At 71.2% G+C, this 17,450-nt stretch carries 14 protein-coding genes; 11 read left to right on the top strand and 3 right to left on the bottom strand.

From position 1 onward, the window contains the following. Positions 1-62 precede the first annotated feature (62 nt). The 8 genes from P2Q00_RS47525 to P2Q00_RS47490 all read left to right on the top strand — a co-directional run bounded on the left by P2Q00_RS47525 (position 63) and on the right by P2Q00_RS47490 (position 8,513). The gene (locus P2Q00_RS47525) at positions 63-746 is read left to right on the top strand and encodes a response regulator (protein WP_275781154.1); all 684 of its coding nucleotides are present in this window, start codon (positions 63-65) and stop codon (positions 744-746) included. 124 nt (positions 747-870) lie between these two features. Then, positions 871-3,594, top strand: a complete 2,724-nt coding sequence (locus P2Q00_RS47520; RefSeq protein WP_275781153.1) for a DNA translocase FtsK — start codon at positions 871-873, stop codon at positions 3,592-3,594. A gap of 245 nt (positions 3,595-3,839) precedes the next feature. After that, a complete protein-coding gene (locus P2Q00_RS47515) occupies positions 3,840-4,679 on the top strand; it encodes a helix-turn-helix domain-containing protein (RefSeq protein WP_275781152.1) in 840 nt (279 codons plus the stop codon). Between the two features lie 85 nt (positions 4,680-4,764). Beyond that, positions 4,765-6,234 carry a 30S ribosomal protein S12 methylthiotransferase RimO gene (gene rimO, locus P2Q00_RS47510; protein WP_275781151.1) on the top strand — a complete coding sequence of 490 codons (1,470 nt, stop codon included), beginning with the start codon at positions 4,765-4,767 and terminating at the stop codon, positions 6,232-6,234. Continuing rightward, a complete protein-coding gene (gene pgsA / locus P2Q00_RS47505) occupies positions 6,231-6,953 on the top strand; it encodes a CDP-diacylglycerol--glycerol-3-phosphate 3-phosphatidyltransferase (protein WP_275781150.1) in 723 nt (240 codons plus the stop codon). Before rimO ends, pgsA begins: the two co-directional genes overlap by 4 nt. Further along, on the top strand, positions 6,950-7,495 hold the full coding sequence (locus P2Q00_RS47500) for a CinA family protein (RefSeq protein WP_275781149.1): 546 nt from the start codon (positions 6,950-6,952) through the stop codon (positions 7,493-7,495). Before pgsA ends, P2Q00_RS47500 begins: the two co-directional genes overlap by 4 nt. A gap of 109 nt (positions 7,496-7,604) precedes the next feature. Then, positions 7,605-7,979, top strand: coding sequence for a helix-turn-helix domain-containing protein (locus P2Q00_RS47495; protein WP_030947329.1), 375 nt, complete (start codon positions 7,605-7,607; stop codon positions 7,977-7,979). A 255-nt stretch (positions 7,980-8,234) separates the two neighbouring features. Continuing rightward, on the top strand, positions 8,235-8,513 hold the full coding sequence (locus P2Q00_RS47490; RefSeq protein WP_275781148.1) for a hypothetical protein: 279 nt from the start codon (positions 8,235-8,237) through the stop codon (positions 8,511-8,513). Here P2Q00_RS47490 and P2Q00_RS47485 read toward each other — a convergent pair. The 3 genes from P2Q00_RS47485 to P2Q00_RS47475 are packed head-to-tail and all read right to left on the bottom strand — an operon-like array spanning position 8,461 to position 15,209. Then, positions 8,461-9,225: an SDR family NAD(P)-dependent oxidoreductase gene (locus tag P2Q00_RS47485; RefSeq protein ID WP_275781147.1), complete on the bottom strand. Its 765-nt coding sequence runs from the start codon at positions 9,223-9,225 to the stop codon at positions 8,461-8,463. The two genes, P2Q00_RS47490 and P2Q00_RS47485, sit on opposite strands and share 53 nt — an antisense overlap. Before the next feature lie 32 nt (positions 9,226-9,257). Next, positions 9,258-10,094 carry an Fpg/Nei family DNA glycosylase gene (locus tag P2Q00_RS47480; protein ID WP_275781146.1) on the bottom strand — a complete coding sequence of 279 codons (837 nt, stop codon included), beginning with the start codon at positions 10,092-10,094 and terminating at the stop codon, positions 9,258-9,260. 57 nt (positions 10,095-10,151) lie between these two features. Continuing rightward, entirely contained in the window at positions 10,152-15,209 is a 5,058-nt protein-coding gene (locus P2Q00_RS47475; RefSeq protein WP_275781145.1) for an ATP-dependent helicase, read from the bottom strand. A gap of 285 nt (positions 15,210-15,494) precedes the next feature. On the opposite strand from P2Q00_RS47475, the gene P2Q00_RS47470 reads away from it, so the two are divergent. From P2Q00_RS47470 to P2Q00_RS47460, 3 genes are read left to right on the top strand one after another with little or no spacing between them, the layout of a single operon-like run. Further along, positions 15,495-16,460 (top strand): AraC family transcriptional regulator, encoded by a 966-nt coding sequence (locus P2Q00_RS47470; RefSeq protein ID WP_275781143.1) that lies wholly within the window; start codon positions 15,495-15,497, stop codon positions 16,458-16,460. Beyond that, on the top strand, positions 16,361-17,143 hold the full coding sequence (locus P2Q00_RS47465) for an AzlC family ABC transporter permease (RefSeq protein ID WP_275781141.1): 783 nt from the start codon (positions 16,361-16,363) through the stop codon (positions 17,141-17,143). The genes P2Q00_RS47470 and P2Q00_RS47465 overlap by 100 nt, the downstream gene beginning before the upstream one ends. Then, positions 17,140-17,448 carry an AzlD domain-containing protein gene (locus tag P2Q00_RS47460; RefSeq protein WP_030947314.1) on the top strand — a complete coding sequence of 103 codons (309 nt, stop codon included), beginning with the start codon at positions 17,140-17,142 and terminating at the stop codon, positions 17,446-17,448. Before P2Q00_RS47465 ends, P2Q00_RS47460 begins: the two co-directional genes overlap by 4 nt. Positions 17,449-17,450 lie beyond the last annotated feature (2 nt).

Below are 17,450 nucleotides of genomic sequence, written 5' to 3'. Positions count from 1 at the left end.
GCGAAAGGGAGTCGTCCCCAGGGGCGGCGCCCGGTGCACATCCGGGGCGAGGAGGGCGGGCCATGGTGCAGAAGGCCAAGATCCTCCTGGTCGATGACCGGCCGGAGAATCTGCTTGCGCTGGAGGCCATCCTCTCCGCGCTCGATCAGACGCTGGTGCGGGCATCGTCCGGGGAGGAAGCGCTCAAAGCACTGCTCACGGACGACTTCGCGGTCATTCTGCTGGATGTCCAGATGCCGGGAATGGACGGTTTCGAAACAGCTGCGCACATCAAGCGGCGAGAGCGGACCCGGGACATCCCGATCATCTTCCTCACCGCGATCAACCACGGCCCGCACCACACCTTCCGTGGGTACGCGGCGGGCGCGGTGGACTACATCTCCAAGCCGTTCGACCCGTGGGTGCTGCGCGCGAAGGTCTCGGTGTTCGTCGAGCTGTACATGAAGAACTGCCAGCTGCGGGAGCAGGCGGCGCTGCTGCGGCTCCAGTTGGAGGGCGGTGGCGGCAAGGCCGCGGTCGGCGAGACCAAGGAGCCCGCCAGCCTGCTCGCCGAGCTGTCGGCGCGGCTCGCGGCGGTCGAGGAGCAGGCCGAGGCGCTCTCCAAGCAGCTGGACGACGAGTCGGCGGATGCGGCGGCCGTGGCAACTGCGGCTCATCTCGAACGCAAACTCACGGGATTGCGGCGGGCCCTGGACGCCTTGGAGCCGGGCGCCGGCAGCGCATCGTCGGTCCCTTCGCAGAACTGACCTTCGGGCGCGGTCCAGTTGCCCATGAGGACGCGTCAGCTCCGCGCCCGCTCCGGGGCGACACGAACGGGTGAAGCAGTAGGCACACGTGTCCGCTGCCGTCTCCACCGGTAACCTCACACCTATGGCCTCACGTCCCTCCGCTGCCAAGAAGCAGCCCGCGAAGAAGGCGGCGGCTCCGGCGAAGAAGGCCGCCGCGAAAAGGGCGCCGGCGAAAAGGGCGCCGGCGAAGAAGGCGCCTGCCAAGAAGGCCGCGGCGAAGAAGTCGGCGCCGCCCCCGAAGCCGGCGCCGAATCCGACCGGCGGCATCTACAAGCTCGTGCGCGCCCTCTGGCTGGGCGTCGCGCACGCCGTCGGCGCCGTGTTCCGTGGCATAGGGAACGGCGCTAAGAACCTCGACCCCGCGCACCGCAAGGACGGCATCGCCCTGCTGCTGTTCGGTATCGCGCTGATCGTCGCCGCGGGTACCTGGGCCGATCTGCGCGGCCCCGTCGGCGACCTCGTCGAGATCCTGGTGACCGGCGCCTTCGGCCGCCTCGACCTGCTCGTGCCGATCCTGCTCGCGGTCATCGCCGTGCGCTTCATCCGGCACCCCGAGCAGCCCGAGGCCAACGGCCGCATCGTGATCGGCCTGTCCGCGCTCGTCATCGGTGTGCTCGGCCAGGTCCACATCGCCTGCGGCGCGCCCGCGCGCAGCGCGGGCATGCAGGCGATAAGGGACGCCGGCGGCCTCATTGGCTGGGCGGCGGCGACCCCGCTGACGTACACGATGGGCGATGTCCTCGCTGTACCTCTGCTCGTGCTGCTGACGATCTTCGGTCTGCTCGTCGTCACGGCCACTCCGGTCAACGCCATCCCGCAGCGGCTGCGGCTGCTCGGCGTGAAGCTCGGCATCCTGCACGACCCGGAGGAGGACGAGCTCACCGAGGAAGAGCAGCGTTACGACGACCAGTGGCGCGAGGCGCTGCCCGCGCGCACCCGCAGGAGCGGTCCGGCCCCGGAGTCGTACGACCCCGACAGCGCGGAGCAGGAGGCTCTCTCGCGGCGTCGTGGCCGCCCGCGGAGGTCCGCGGTGCCGCAGCCCGACATGCAGCGCCAGATGGACGCCGTGGACGTCGCGGCTGCCGCGGCTGCCGCGCTCGACGGCGCCGTCATGCACGGTATGCCGCCCTCGCCGATCGTCGCCGACCTCACCCAGGGTGTGAGCGTCGGGGATCGCGAGGAGAGCACACCGACACCGACGCCGGCTCCGAAGGCCGTCCCGGCCGCGCGGCCCAGGCAGGAGAAGCTGAAGGTCGAGGTCGCGGATCTCACCAAGCCCGCGCCCGAGGCGCCCGGCGACCTGCCCGCGCGCGCCGAGCAGCTCCAGCTGTCCGGCGACATCACGTACTCGCTGCCCTCGCTCGACCTGCTCACGCGCGGCGGCCCCGGCAAGGCGCGCAGCGCGGCCAACGACGCGGTGGTCGCCTCGCTCACGAACGTGTTCTCCGAGTTCAAGGTCGACGCCGCCGTCACGGGCTTCACGCGCGGACCGACGGTCACGCGCTACGAGGTCGAGCTCGGCCCCGCCGTGAAGGTCGAGCGGATCACCGCGCTGACCAAGAACATCGCATACGCCGTGGCTAGCCCGGATGTGCGGATCATCAGCCCGATCCCCGGCAAGTCCGCGGTCGGCATCGAAATCCCGAACACCGACCGCGAGATGGTCAACCTCGGCGACGTGCTGCGCCTGGCGGCGGCCGCCGAGGACGACCATCCGATGCTGGTCGCGCTCGGCAAGGACGTCGAGGGCGGCTATGTGATGGCCAACCTTGCGAAGATGCCGCACGTCCTCGTGGCCGGAGCCACCGGTTCCGGTAAATCGTCGTGCATTAACTGCCTGATTACGTCAATCATGGTCCGCGCAACTCCCGAGGACGTCCGTATGGTCCTCGTCGACCCCAAGCGGGTCGAGCTGACCGCCTACGAGGGCATCCCGCACCTGATCACGCCGATCATCACCAACCCGAAGAGGGCCGCCGAGGCGCTCCAGTGGGTCGTACGGGAAATGGATCTTCGGTACGACGACCTGGCCGCGTTCGGATTCCGGCACATCGACGACTTCAACGAGGCCATCCGCAACGGCAAGGTGAAGCTCCCCGAAGGCAGCGAGCGGGAGCTGCAGCCGTACCCGTACCTGCTGGTGATCGTCGACGAGCTCGCCGACCTGATGATGGTCGCGCCGAGGGACGTCGAGGACGCGATCGTGCGCATCACGCAGCTCGCGCGCGCGGCCGGCATCCACCTGGTGCTGGCCACGCAGCGGCCGTCGGTCGACGTCGTCACCGGTCTGATCAAGGCGAACGTGCCCTCGCGGCTCGCCTTCGCCACATCCTCGCTCGCGGACTCGCGCGTCATCCTCGACCAGCCGGGCGCCGAGAAGCTGATCGGCAAGGGCGACGGGCTGTTCCTGCCGATGGGGGCCAACAAGCCGACCCGTATGCAGGGCGCCTTCGTGACCGAGGACGAGGTCGCGGCGATCGTCCAGCACTGCAAGGACCAGATGGCGCCCGTCTTCCGGGACGACGTCACCGTGGGCACCAAGCAGAAGAAGGAGATCGACGAGGAGATCGGCGACGACCTCGACCTGCTGTGCCAGGCGGCCGAGCTGGTGGTGTCCACACAGTTCGGGTCGACGTCCATGCTCCAGCGCAAGCTGCGCGTCGGCTTCGCCAAGGCCGGGCGGCTCATGGACCTCATGGAATCCAGAGGCGTCGTCGGGCCGAGCGAGGGGTCGAAGGCTCGTGACGTTCTTGTGAAGCCTGATGAGCTGGACGGCGTGCTCGCGGTGATCCGCGGGGAGGCTTGAGGAAGAGCGCCGAGCGGGTGGGTCGCCGATGTCCGATCGTGACTCACCCGTAAGGGATCATTGAGCAACCGTTTCCCTTCCGCGTACGTCAAGTTGAGGGAAGCGACAAGCGCGCACCCCACCATCGGTGTGTCCGGCCATTCCGATGGGCTACAAAGTCCGACCGCCCGGTTGCCCCACCCTTTCGCACCCCCCATAGACTGAACCTCCAGCACAGGTGGCTTAAACGCTCGAAAGGCGCCCCCGTGTCCATCGGCAACTCCCCTGAAGACGAGCGTCCGTTCGAAGACGACCGTGAGGCAGCCCGCCTCTCCGTCGGCCGCGCCCTCAAACAGGCGCGTCTCGACGCCGGGCTGACCGTCGAGGACGTCACCAACGCCACCCGGGTCCGCATCGCCATCGTGCACGCCATCGAGGCGGACGACTTCGCCCCCTGCGGTGGCGACGTCTACGCCCGCGGCCACATCCGGACCCTGGCCAAGGCTGTCCACCTCGATCCGGCCCCGCTGGTCGCGCGGTACGACGCCGAGCACGGCGGCCGTCCGGCGCCGACCCCGGCGGCCCCCCTCTTCGAGGCGGAACGCATCCGCCCCGAGCGGCGCGGGCCCAACTGGACCGCGGCCATGGTCGCCGCGATCGTCGCCGTGGTCGGCTTCGTCGGGTTCACCGCGTTCAAGGGCGGCGACGACGGCGGTGCGAAGACGCAGGTCGCCGAGGGATCCACCCCCTCGACCAGCAAGTCGGCCAAGCCCACGCCCAAGAGCAGCAAGTCCGACAACCCGAAGTCCAACCCCTCGGACAGCGCCATCGCGGCCGCGCCCCAGGACAAGGTGACCGTCCAGGTCAGCGCCGCCGACGGCCGCAGCTGGATCTCGGCCAAGGACCACAACGGCCGGCTTCTCTTCGACGGACTCCTCAAGCAGGGCGACTCCAAGACCTTCCAGGACAGCGAGAAGATCAACCTCGTCCTCGGCGACGCGGGCGCGATCCAGCTCTACGTCAACGGAAAGAAGATCGAGGACGACTTCCAGCCAGGCGCGGTCGAGCGCCTGACGTATACGAAGGGCGACCCCCAGGTCGGCTGACAGAGGGCATGTCCATACGGGGTTGGCCAAGATCGGCCAACCCCGTCGACGTGGGCTGTCAGTGAGACAAAGTAGTCTTGAGCGCATGCCTGAACGCCGTACCGTCGCACTCGTCACCCTTGGCTGCGCCCGTAACGAGGTGGACTCGGAGGAGCTCGCAGGCCGCTTGGAGGCGGACGGCTGGGACCTCGTGGAGGACGCCGCGGAAGCGGACGTCGCCGTCGTCAACACCTGTGGGTTCGTCGAGGCCGCCAAGAAGGACTCCGTCGACGCCCTCCTGGAGGCCAACGACCTCAAGGGCCACAGCAGAACCCAGGCCGTCGTGGCGGTGGGCTGCATGGCCGAGCGGTACGGCAAGGAGCTCGCCGAGGCCCTCCCCGAGGCCGACGGCGTACTCGGCTTCGACGACTACGCGGACATCTCCGACCGTCTGCAGACCATCCTGAACGGCGGCATCCACGCCTCCCACACCCCGCGCGACCGGCGCAAGCTGCTGCCGATCAGCCCCGCGGAGCGCCAGGAATCCGCTGCCGAGGTCGCCCTGCCCGGGCACGCCCCAGTGGATCTGCCGGACGGGCTGGCGCCCGCCTCCGGTCCCCGTGCGCCCCTGCGCCGCCGTCTCGACGGCGCCCCGGTCGCCTCGGTGAAGCTCGCCTCCGGCTGCGACCGGCGCTGCTCCTTCTGCGCCATCCCGTCCTTCCGCGGCTCCTTCATCTCCCGCCGCCCGAGCGACGTGCTGAACGAGACGCGGTGGCTCGCCGAGCAGGGCGTCAAGGAGATCATGCTGGTCTCCGAGAACAACACCTCGTACGGCAAGGACCTCGGCGACATCCGCCTGCTGGAATCGCTCCTGCCCGAGCTCGCCGAGGTCGACGGCCTTGAGCGCGTGCGCGTCAGCTACCTCCAGCCGGCCGAGATGCGCCCCGGGCTGATCGACGTCCTGACCTCGACGCCGAAGATCGCCCCGTACTTCGACCTGTCCTTCCAGCACTCCGCCCCCGGCGTGCTGCGCGCCATGCGCCGCTTCGGTGACACCGACCGCTTCCTGGAACTGCTCGACACCATCCGGAGCAAGGCCCCGCAGGCCGGCGTGCGCTCCAACTTCATCGTGGGCTTCCCGGGTGAGAGCGCGGACGACCTGGCGGAGCTGGAGCGGTTCCTGAACGGCGCCCGGCTGGACGCTGTCGGCGTCTTCGGCTACTCCGACGAGGAGGGCACGGAGGCGGCGACGTACGAGAACAAGCTGGACGAGGACGTCGTCGCCGAGCGACTGGCACGTGTCTCCCGGCTGGCCGAGGAACTCGTCTCCCAGCGCGCCGAGGAGCGTCTGGGCGAGACCGTGCACGTGCTCGTGGAATCCGTGGACGAGGACGGCGTGTACGGCCGCGGTGCCCACCAGGCGCCGGAGACGGACGGCCAGGTGCTGCTCACGAGCGGCGAAGGTCTGAGCGTCGGCCGTATGGTCGAGGCGAAGGTGGTCGGTACGGAAGGTGTCGACCTGGTGGCCGAGCCGCTGACGGGCTCGCTCGGGTGTAGTGAGGAGGCGGGCAGATGACCGGAGTACCGGCATCGGCGGCGAACGGCTCCTCCAAGGCGGGTCCCCCGAGAGTCGACGGCCCCGATTCCGACCTGGCCGGCGAGGCGAAGCCCGCGCGGGGCGCGAAGGTCGTGGCCGCGGCCGTCAACCAGGCGAGCGTCTGGAACATCGCCAACCTGCTGACCATGCTCCGTCTGGTCCTCGTCCCGGGCTTCGTGGCGCTGATGCTGGCCGACGGCGGGTACGACCCGGCATGGCGCTCCCTGGCCTGGGCGGCCTTCGCCATCGCCATGATCACCGACCTCTTCGACGGTCATCTGGCGCGCACCTACGACCTCGTCACCGACTTCGGGAAGATCGCCGACCCCATCGCCGACAAGGCGATCATGGGGGCGGCGCTGATCTGTCTCTCCTCGCTGGGCGACCTGCCCTGGTGGGTGACCATCGTCATCCTCGGCCGGGAACTGGGAATCACGCTGCTGCGTTTTCTCGTCATCCGGTACGGCGTCATCCCGGCGAGCCGCGGCGGCAAGTTGAAGACGCTGACGCAGGGCATCGCGGTCGGGATGTATGTCCTGGCGCTGACGGGCTGGCTGGCCACCCTGCGGTTCTGGGTGATGGCGGCGGCCGTCGTCCTGACCGTGGCGACCGGGCTCGACTATGTAAGACAGGCCATTGTGCTGCGCAGGCAGGGAATCGCCGAGCGCAAGGCCGCGTTGGAGGAGACGGAAGCGTGAATTCTCCGGCCGCCGACGTGCTGCGACTACTGACCGTGAGGGGCGAGACCCTCGCGGTCGCCGAGTCACTCACCGGCGGGCTGGTTGCGGCGGAAATCACAGCCGTCCCTGGAGCGTCCAAGGCGTTCCGGGGTTCGGTGACCGCCTACGCCACCGAGCTCAAGCATGACCTGCTGGGTGTCGACGCCACCCTGCTGGCACAGCGGGGAGCGGTGGATCCGCAGGTCGCGGCCCAGATGGCGGTCGGCGTGCGCAAGGCGCTCGGCGCCGACTGGGGCCTCGCGACCACCGGTGTAGCGGGCCCGGAACCGCAGGACGGGAAGCCCGTCGGGACGGTTTTCGTGGCCGTGGACGGCCCCTTCGGAGCGGATTCCGGTTCCGCCGGTGGCGGAAAAGTCGAGGCCCTGCGGTTGAACGGCGACCGCGCGGAAATTCGTATGGAGAGTGTACGGAGCGTACTCGCACTGCTTCTGACGGAGCTTGCGAGCGAACAGTCCGGGAATGAGCCGGCACAGGATACGGAACAGAACGGGGGGTTTTGATGTTTGCAGCCCTGAGTGAACACGACATCGCTCCCCGCACGGCCGCAGCGCGAGGCGGTACGGTGGGGCGTGAAGGATGCGGCTACGCGGTCCGAGGAGGGAGCCACCGATGATTCTGCTCCGTCGCCTGCTGGGTGACGTGCTGCGTCGGCAGCGCCAGCGCCAGGGCCGTACTCTGCGCGAAGTCTCCTCGTCCGCCCGAGTCTCACTCGGCTATCTCTCCGAGGTGGAGCGGGGGCAGAAGGAGGCTTCCTCCGAGCTGCTCTCCGCCATCTGCGACGCGCTGGACGTACGGATGTCCGAGCTCATGAGGGAAGTGAGCGACGAGCTCGCCCTCGCGGAGCTGGCCCAGTCTGCTGCGGCCACCGAGCCTGTGCCAGCGCCGGTTCGTCCGATGCTGGGTTCCGTGTCGGTGACCGGGGTGCCACCGGAACGGGTGACCATCAAGGCGCCCGCCGAGGCGGTGGACGTGGTCGCCGCGTGACGTTCACGCGCGTGGCTGCGTGAGCCGACGTGCACGTGCAAGGCCCCGGCCGGGGCTTCTCCAGGGAGAACTGGGGAGGTGCGGTCGGGGTTTTCGTGTTGTCGGGGTGTCTTGTACGGCCCTCCGGGTCCGTTTGCCGGTGCGGCTCGGGGCGGTCATGGTGGATGCCTGCGAAGCGTTGCGCCCATGTGCCGTCGGTGCGCCCTCCCTGGGGGTGAAGGCCGCGGTCTAGCTTCGGGGCCGGAGGTGGCGTCCATGGCACGGCCGATAGTGCGCCGGGGGGCGGTTCTCGGGCTCGGGGCACTGTGGTGGTGGGCGGTACTGCGGCTTGCCTTCGCGCCCGGTGCCGGAGTGCTGGAGGGGGCGGTCGCCGCCGGGGGATGGGGGCTGAGTCTGCTGCCGGTGCACTGTGTGCCGAAGACGGGGGCGGCGGGGGCCGTGGGGGCCGGGCGGTGGCGGGGAGCCTGGCAGGCGGCCCGCGTCACCACGGCATCGCCACCCCGCCGTTCGGACGCAGGATCTGGCCCGTCGTGAACGCTGAGGCGTCGGAGGCCAGATACAGCACGGTGTGGGCGACGTCCTCCGGTTCGCCGACTCGCCCCAGCGGCGACATCCGGGCCATCAGCGCCTCGGTCTGCGCCTGCGCCTCGGCCTCGTGGCGGTCGGTCATGGGGGTGCGGATCCAGCCCGGCGCGACCGCGTTGACCCGGATCCCGTGCCGGCCGACCTCGTTCGCCAGGGTCTTGGTCAGCTGGACGACGGCCGCCTTGGCCGCGCCGTAGCAGAGCAGGCCCGGGCGGCCCGTGTCGACGGCGCTCGAGGCCATGGTGATGATGCTGCCGCCGGTCTTGCGGTCACGCATCAGGCGGGCGGCCTCCTGGCAGGCGTACAGCACTCCCTTGAAGTTCACGCTCAGGACCCGATCGAGGTCCTCGTCCAGGGTCTCCAGGACCGGGCTGCTGTGCATGATCCCGGCGATTGCGGCCATCACGTCCAGGCGCTCGCACGAGGCGACGGCCTGGCGGAGCTGGTCGCGGTCGGTCACGTTGAGGTGATGGATATGGGTGGTGCCGCCGACGTCCTTGATCAGGGTCGCCGTCTCGTGCAGGCCCTGTGCGTCGCGGTCGGCGCAGTGGACCGTGGCGCCGGCTTCGGCGAGCAGCACGGCCGAAGCGCGGCCGATGCCACCCGCCGCGCCGGTGACGAATGCGGTGCGTCCGGTGAGTTCGTACGCCTTGACGGGCATGAAGGGACGGTACGAGTGTTTCTGACGGATCGTCAATTGGTCGTACGGCGTGGAGTTGTGCGGGGTCGGGTGGGGCTCGGTGCCGGTCCCGCCTGGCAGTTCGGGCACCAGTAGGTGGGACGTTCGCGGGAGCCGTCGCCCTGGTCGGCGACGCGAACGGAGGTGTGGCAGCGCAGACAGGGGCGCGGTGCGCGGCCGTACACGAACAGGTCCTGGCCGCGGCGGCCCGTCGTGGTGCGGACCGGGCGGTCGCGGTTGGCCTCCAGGAGCTTCTTGGCGAGTGAGGGGAGCTTCGCGGCGCGGTCGGCGGGAAGTGCGCCGATGGGCAACCAGGGGGTGGCGCCGAGCAGGAAGCAGAGCTCGCTCTTGTAGACATTGCCGATGCCGGCGAGGTTGCGCTGGTCCAGGACGGCCTCGCCGAGGGGGCGGGCGGGGTCGGCGAGGAGGTTGGCGAGCGCCTGCTCGGGGTCCCAGTCCGGGCCGAGGAGGTCGGGGCCGAGGTGGCCGACGGCGCGCTGTTCGTCGGCGGTGCGCAGGAGGTCGAGGACGGGGAGGCGGTAGCCGACGGCCGTGCTGTCCGCGTTGCCCAGGATCACGCGAATCTGGTGGGACGGGCCGCCGGTCCAGCGCCGGCCGTTCGCGTACACCTTCCAGGAGCCGTCCATCCTCAGGTGGGAGTGGAGCGTCAGGCCGCCCTCGATGCGCGTCAGGAGGTGCTTGCCGCGCGGGGTGACGTCCAGGACGGTACGGCCTGTCAGGTCGGCCGTGGCGTACTTGGGCACCCGGAGGTCGCTACGGGTCAGCACCTTGCCGGCGAGGGCGTCGTGCAGACGTCTCGCCGTCTGCCAGACCGTGTCTCCTTCGGGCATGGGTCAAGGGTGGCACGGGTGGGCGCTCGTGGGCTCGGAGAGCGGGGGCATGCGCGGTTACGCCCTGAGCCGCAGGCCGCGGGGGGTTGCGATGAAGCCTGCTCCTTCCAGGAGGGTGCCGATGGGGGACGTCAGGGCCGAGGCGCCGTTGACTCGCTCCACCGTGACGGTGCCGAGGGAGCCTGCTCGGGCGGCTGCGGCCAGGGACTGAGCAGCTGCCTGCAGACGGGGGTCGTCGGTGGCGGTGCCTTCCGGGTCGGCGGGCCAGGCCAGCAGTGTCTTGCCGCCGCGCTCCATGTAGAGCGTCAGCTCGCCGTCGACGAGGACCACCAGGGAGCCCGCCTTGCGGCCCGGCTTGTGGCCCGCGCCGGTCGGGGGCTCCGACCAGGGAAGCGCCGCGCCGTACGCGTTCGCCGGGTCGGCGGCGGCGAGGACGACGGCTCGGGAGTCGGGGGTGGGGCGGCGACTCGGGAAAGCGGAGCCGTAGGAGCCGGGTGTCGAGCCGGGGCCGCTTCGGGGGCCGCCTGCGCCTGGGGACGCGAAGTCGCGGGGCGAGACGTATTCGTCGCGCGAGGCGCGAGTGGGCGGGAGGCCGAGGTCGTCCTCGAAGCCGGTGATGTCGAACTCGGGCCGGGGTCCGCGGGCACGGTCCCCGCTCCGGGCAGTGCCGCCCCCCGACTCGAAGCCGTCCGTCCACTCGAAGGTGTCGGGATCGTCGAAGCCGTGGGGCGTGTGGCCGTGGGGTGCGTCGGTTCCGGCGCTGTGGTCACCAGCCGGGGTGAAGGCGTGGGGCGAGCCGAAGGGGCCGGTGGGGAAGCCGCTCGGCGTGCCGTCGGCCGACGGCTGCGGCAGGGTTTCTCCGCGGTCGCGGGCGTTGGACACCGCGCGCAGGCGGTCCACCGCGCCGTCCATCGCGAACTGTGCCGCGCCGAGCCCCTCCACCACGTAGCCACGCCGTGCCTGGCCGCTCTCCTCGAAGGCGGACAGGATGCGGTACGTCGCCGAGAAGCCGCCCTCGATGCCTTCCGCGGAGACGGCTCCCCGGGTGACGACGCCGTGCCGGTCGAGGAGGGTGCGGGCGACGGCGTGGGCGCGCACCGTCGGGTCGGCCTCGCGTGCCGGGAGCAGGGACCAACGGCCGGCAACGGTGGGCGGCCCGCTGCGGGAGGCGGGGCGCGCGGCGGCGGTCAGCGAGCCGTAACGCCCGCGCGGGACGCTGCGCTTGGCGCGGTGGGCAGTGGAGCCCGCGGTGCGGCCCGAGCCCAGGAGGGAGCGCATGGGGGCCAGCGTGTCGTTCGTGAGGCGGCCGGACCAGGCCAGGTCCCAGATGGCGTCCGCCAGTTGGGGATCGGCGACTTCGGGGTGGGTGGTGGCGCGGACCTGGTCGGTGATCTGGCGGAAGAACAGGCCGTATCCCCCGGAGAGAACGTCCAGGACGGACTGGTGGAGCGCAGTCAGCTCCAGGGGGTGCGGTGGGGGCAGGAGCAGGGGGGCCGCGTCCGCAAGGTACACGGACACCCAGCCGTCCTTGCCGGGGAGTGCGCCCGCTCCGGCCCACACCAACTCCCCGGCGGCGGTGAGCTCGTCGAGCATCGCGGGCGTGTAGTTCGCGACGCGGGACGGCAGGACCAGCTTCTCCAGGGCCGACGCCGGCACGGACGCGCCCTGCAACTGCTCCACGGCACGCACCAGTCCGTCGATACCGCGCAGCCCGTGTCCCTTGCCGATGTGCTGCCACTGCGGGAGGAACTGGGCGAGTGCGGCCGGCGCCACCGGCTCCAGCTCGTGCCGCAGCGCGGCCAGGGAACGGCGGCGCAGCCGGCGCAGAACGGCCGCGTCGCACCACTCCTGGCCGATGCCCGCCGGATGGAACTCCCCCTGTACGACACGGCCGTTCGCAGCGAGGCGCTGGAGTGCGCCTTCCGTGACCGCCACGCCCAGGCCGAAGCGGGTCGCCGCCGTGGCCGACGTGAAGGGACCGTGGGTGCGCGCATAGCGGGCGAGGAGGTCGCCCAGCGGGTCCTTCACGGGTTCTGTGAAGGCCTCCGGGACACCGACCGGGAGGGCTGTGCCGAGGGCGTCGCGCAGGCGGCCCGCGTCCTCGATCGCCGCCCAGTGGTCTGCGCCGGCGATACGGACCTTGATCGCGCGGCGGGCGCCGGCCAGGTCCTGGGCCCACTGCGGCTCGGCGCCGCGCTCTCTCAGCTCGGCGTCGGTGAGCGGGCCGAGCAGGCGCAGGAGGTCCGCGACACCCTCGGCGTCCTTGGCGCGCCGGTCCTCGGTGAGCCACTGGAGCTCCCGCTCCAGCTCGGTGAGCACCTCGGCGTCGAGCAGCTCGCGCAGCTCGGCCTGGCCCAGCAGCTCGGCCAGCAGCCGTGAGTCCAGGGAGAGCGCGGCGGCGCGGCGCTCGGCGAGCGGTGAGTCGCCCTCGTAGAGGAACTGGGCGACGTATCCGAAGAGGAGGGAGCGGGCGAAGGGGGACGGCTCGGGGGTGGTGACCTCGACCAGGCGTACCTTGCGGGCCTCCAGGTCGCCCATCAGCTCGACCAGCCCGGGGACGTCGAAGACGTCCTGGAGGCACTCGCGGACCGCTTCCAGGACGATCGGGAAGGAGCCGAACTCGCTGGCCACCTGGAGCAGTTGGGAGGCGCGCTGGCGCTGCTGCCACAACGGGGTCCGCTTGCCCGGGTTGCGGCGCGGCAGCAGCAGTGCGCGGGCGGCACACTCGCGGAAGCGGGATGCGAACAGGGCGGAACTACCCACCTGGTCGGTGACTACCTGGTCGACCTCGCCCTTGTCGAAGACGACGTCCGCAGCGCCGACGGGTGCCTGATCGGCGTCGACCGTCGTGTTGAAGGGAGCACCCGCCTTCATCGGCTCCTGGTCGAGCAGGTCCAGGCCCATGAGGTCGGCGTCCGGGAGGCGCAGCACGATGCCGTCGTCGGCGTGCATGACCTGGGCGTCCATGCCGTAGCGCTCGGAGAGCTTGGCGCCGAGGGCGAGCGCCCACGGGGCGTGCACCTGGGCGCCGAAGGGGGAGTGCACGACGACCCGCCAGTCGCCGAGCTCGTCGCGGAAGCGCTCCACGACGATGGTGCGGTCGTCCGGGACGTGGCCGCAGGCCTCGCGCTGCTCGTCCAGGTAGGACAGGACGTTGTCCGCGGCCCAGGCGTCCAGGCCTGCCGCGAGGAGACGCAGGCGGGCGTCCTCCTTGGGCAGTGAGCCGACCTCGCGCAGGAACTGGCCCACCGCGCGGCCCAGTTCGAGCGGGCGGCCCAGCTGGTCGCCTTTCCAGAAGGGGAGTCGGCCCGGTACGCCGGGCGCGGGGGAGACCAGGACGCGGTCGCGTGTGATGTCCTCGATGCGCCAGGAGCTGGTGCCGAGCGTGAAGACGTCGCCCACGCGCGACTCGTAGACCATCTCCTCGTCGAGCTCGCCGACCCGGCCGCCGCCCTTCTTCGGGTCGGCACCGGCGAGGAAGACCCCGAAGAGCCCGCGGTCGGGGATGGTGCCACCGGAGGTGACGGCGAGACGCTGCGCCCCGGGGCGGCCCGCGACCGTGCCGGCGACGCGGTCCCACACCACGCGCGGGCGCAACTCGGCGAACGCGTCGGACGGATAGCGGCCCGCGAGCATGTCGAGGACCGCCGTGAACGCCGACTCCGGGAGCGAGGCGAAGGGGGCGGCGCGGCGGACCGTGGCGAGCAGGTCGTCGACCTGCCAGGTGTCCAGAGCCGTCATCGCCACCAGCTGCTGTGCCAGCACGTCCAGGGGGTTGGCGGGGACCTTCAGGGATTCGATGGAACCAGTGCGCATGCGCTCGGTGACCACCGCCGCCTGGACGAGATCGCCGCGGTACTTCGGGAAGACCACGCCGGTGGAGACCGCGCCCACCTGGTGTCCCGCGCGGCCCACGCGCTGCAGGCCGGAGGCGACGGACGGCGGGGACTCGACCTGGACGACGAGGTCGACCGCGCCCATGTCGATGCCCAGTTCGAGGCTGGATGTCGCTACGACGGCGGGGAGGCGGCCGGCTTTGAGGTCCTCCTCGACCAGGGCACGCTGCTCCTTGGAGACCGAGCCGTGGTGGGCGCGGGCGATGACCGGGGGCGCGCCCTGGGCTGCTCCCGAGCCGCCCATGAGCTCGGCCGGGGCGTGGTGCTCGTCCAGAGGTTCGCCGGTCGCGCGCTCGTAAGCGATCTCGTTGAGCCTGTTGCACAGGCGCTCCGCGAGGCGGCGGGAGTTGGCGAACACGATCGTGGAGCGGTGGGCCTGGACGAGGTCGGTGATCCGCTCCTCGACGTGCGGCCAGATCGACGGGCGCTCCGTGCCCTCCGATCCGTCGGCGACCGGGGAGCCGCCCAGCTCGCCCAGGTCCTCGACCGGGACGACGACCGAGAGGTCGAACTCCTTGCCCGACCTCGGCTGGACGATCTCCACCTTGCGGCGTGGCGAGAGGTACCGCGCGACCTCGTCGACCGGGCGGACCGTCGCCGACAGGCCGATGCGGCGGGCCGGCTTCGGCAGGATCTCGTCCAGCCGCTCCAAGGAGAGCGCGAGATGCGCGCCGCGCTTGGTGCCTGCCACCGCGTGCACCTCGTCGAGGATCACCGTCTCGATGCCGGTCAGCGCGTCGCGCGTGGCCGACGTCAGCATCAGGAACAGTGACTCCGGGGTGGTGATCAGGATGTCCGGGGGCCGGGTGGACAGGGCGCGGCGCTCGGCGGCCGGGGTGTCGCCGGAGCGGATGCCCACCTTCACCTCGGGCTCCGGCAGGCCCAGGCGCACGGATTCCTGGCGGATACCGGTCAGGGGGCTGCGGAGGTTGCGCTCGACGTCGACCGCGAGGGCTTTGAGCGGCGACACGTAAAGGACTCGGCAGCGCTTCCTGGGGTCGGCCGGCGGAGGTGTCGAGGCCAGCTGGTCCAGGGCGGCGAGGAACGCGGCCAGGGTCTTGCCGGAGCCGGTGGGGGCGACCACCAGCACGTCCGCGCCCTCTCTGATGGCCTGCCACGCGCCCGCCTGGGCCGCGGTGGGCGCGGAGAAGGCCCCCGTGAACCAGCCGCGGGTCGCGGGGGAGAAGCCGTCAAGGGCTCGGTGTGCGGAGCTGACCATGCGTCCATCCTGCACCCGCCCACTGACAATGGCTCTGACCTGCGGTTCCGCTGTGCTGGGCTTGGGCCGGTCGCGGTTGGGTTCGTCATGGGTCGGGGTCGCGGCGGTGCGGCGAGCCCGCCGCCCGCTGTTCGTCCGCCTGTTGCCTGAGTGGGTCGGTGGTGGGGCCAGGTAAGCGGCGGGCTGCGCCGCACCGCCGCGACCCGCTCCCGTGCGTCGGCGGCTGCAGGTGAGTGGGGGTGCGTTCCGGGGCTGCTCTGTATCGGCCTGGCGGAGAATGGAGGTATGGCAGGTTCGGGGAAGGAGTTGGCGCGGCACTGGCAGTACGCCGAGTTGCCCGGGGTCGATCTGCTGCGGGCCCGGTACATCCGGAAGACGTTCGTGCGGCACACCCACGAGAACTTCGTCATCGCCGCCATCGCGGACGGGGTCGAGGTCTTTCATCACCGTGGGGCCGATCAGTACGCCGGGGCGGGGGCGCTCGCGCTGGTCAACCCCGATACGCCGCACACAGGGCGGGCCGGTGTACCCGAGGGGTGGCGGTATGGGGCCGTGTATCCGTCGCCGGAGGTGGTGGCCGAGATCGCGGCCGAGACCACCCTCATCCGCGGGACGCCGGGGTTCGTCAGTCCGGTGCTCGACGATCCGTACACCGTGGGGCTTGTGCATCAGGTGCTGCGTGCCGCGGAGGACGGGAATGCACTGGCCGCCGACACCCTGCTGCGGGTCGCCGTGACCAGGCTGCTGCGGCTGAACGGCGGGCCGCTGCCACAGCGGGAGGTACGGACGGCGGGAGGCCGGATCGCGGCACGCGCGCGTGCCGTGCTGGAGGGGCGGATGGCTGAGCCGCCGACCCTGGAGAAACTCGCGGCCGACCTCGGTACCAGCCCCTTCGCGCTGCTGCGGGCGTTCCGGGACGCCTACGGCATGCCGCCCCACGCCTGGCTCACGGACGCCCGGGTGCGGCAGGCACGGCGGTTGTTGGACGCCGGTACCACGCCTGCAGAGGCAGCCGTCGTCGTCGGGTTCACCGATCAGCCGCACCTGAACCGGCACTTCACCCGGATCGTCGGCGTGCCCCCAGGGGCATACCGGCGTGAGCGCAAGAACGTACAAGACGCGCGAGGGCGACTGCTTCTACCGTCCGGTGCGTGGCAGAACAGACAGCTCTCGCAGACATACGCCCCGAAGACGGAGGAAAAGCGGACTCCGCCGTCGTACGGGACGCCCTCGGAGTCGGCGTCGCCGTAGGACTGTCCGGCTTCGCCTTCGGGGTGACCTCGGCCGGCAGTGGGCTCACACTGATGCAGACCTGCGCGCTCAGCCTCCTGGTGTTCACCGGCGCATCCCAGTTCGCCCTCGTGGGGGCGCTCGCGGCCGGCGGCAACCCGCTCACGGCAGCGGCGGGCGCCTTCTTCTTGGGGGTGCGCAACGCCTTTTACGGGCTCCGCCTGTCCCAGTTGCTGGCCCTCCCGCGCGCGGTGCGGCCGTTTGCCGCCCAGTGGGTCATCGACGAGACGACCGCGGTCGCACTGGCGCAGCCGACGCGGCGGAGTACGCGTATCGGGTTCGCCGTCACCGGGCTCAGCCTGTACGTGCTGTGGAACCTCACCACGTTCCTCGGCGCATTGGGCGCCGACGCCATAGGGGACACCGACGCATGGGGCCTCGACGCGGCCGGGCCCGCCGTGTTCCTGGCGCTGCTCGCGCCGATGCTCAAGACCGGCACCGAACGGGCCGTCGCAGGACTGGCCGTCCTTCTGGGGCTCGGTCTGCTGCCCGTACTGCCCGCCGGAGTGCCCGTCCTGGTGGCCGCGCTGGCAGCGCCCGCTGTGCTCTTCCTGGAGGGCCGCCGCAGGGGCACAGCACGCAACGACGCACACAACAGCGACGTGCCGGCACACCACAACGACGTACCAGAGGAAGACAGTTGAACACCTGGATCGCGATCGGCGCGACCGCCCTAGGCTGCTACGCCGTCAAACTCGCCGGGCTGCTCGTACCCGCGGGCGCGCTCGAGAAGCCGCTCGTCAGGCGCCTGGCCGCGCTGTTGCCGGTGGCCCTCCTAGCCGCCCTCACGGCCCAGCAGACCTTCGCCGACGGGCACGCCCTGGTGCTCGACGCGAGGGTCGCGGGACTCGCGGCCGCCGCTCTGGCGTTGGTTCTGCGTGCCCCGTTCCTGCTTGTCGTGGCGGCGGCCGTCGTGGTGACCGCCGGGGTGCGCGCCATGGGCGGGTGACG

The sequence above is a fragment of the Streptomyces coacervatus genome (genome assembly GCF_029223485.1).
GTDB lineage: Bacteria > Actinomycetota > Actinomycetes > Streptomycetales > Streptomycetaceae > Streptomyces > Streptomyces coacervatus.
This window is presented reverse-complemented; position numbering and strand designations above follow the sequence as displayed.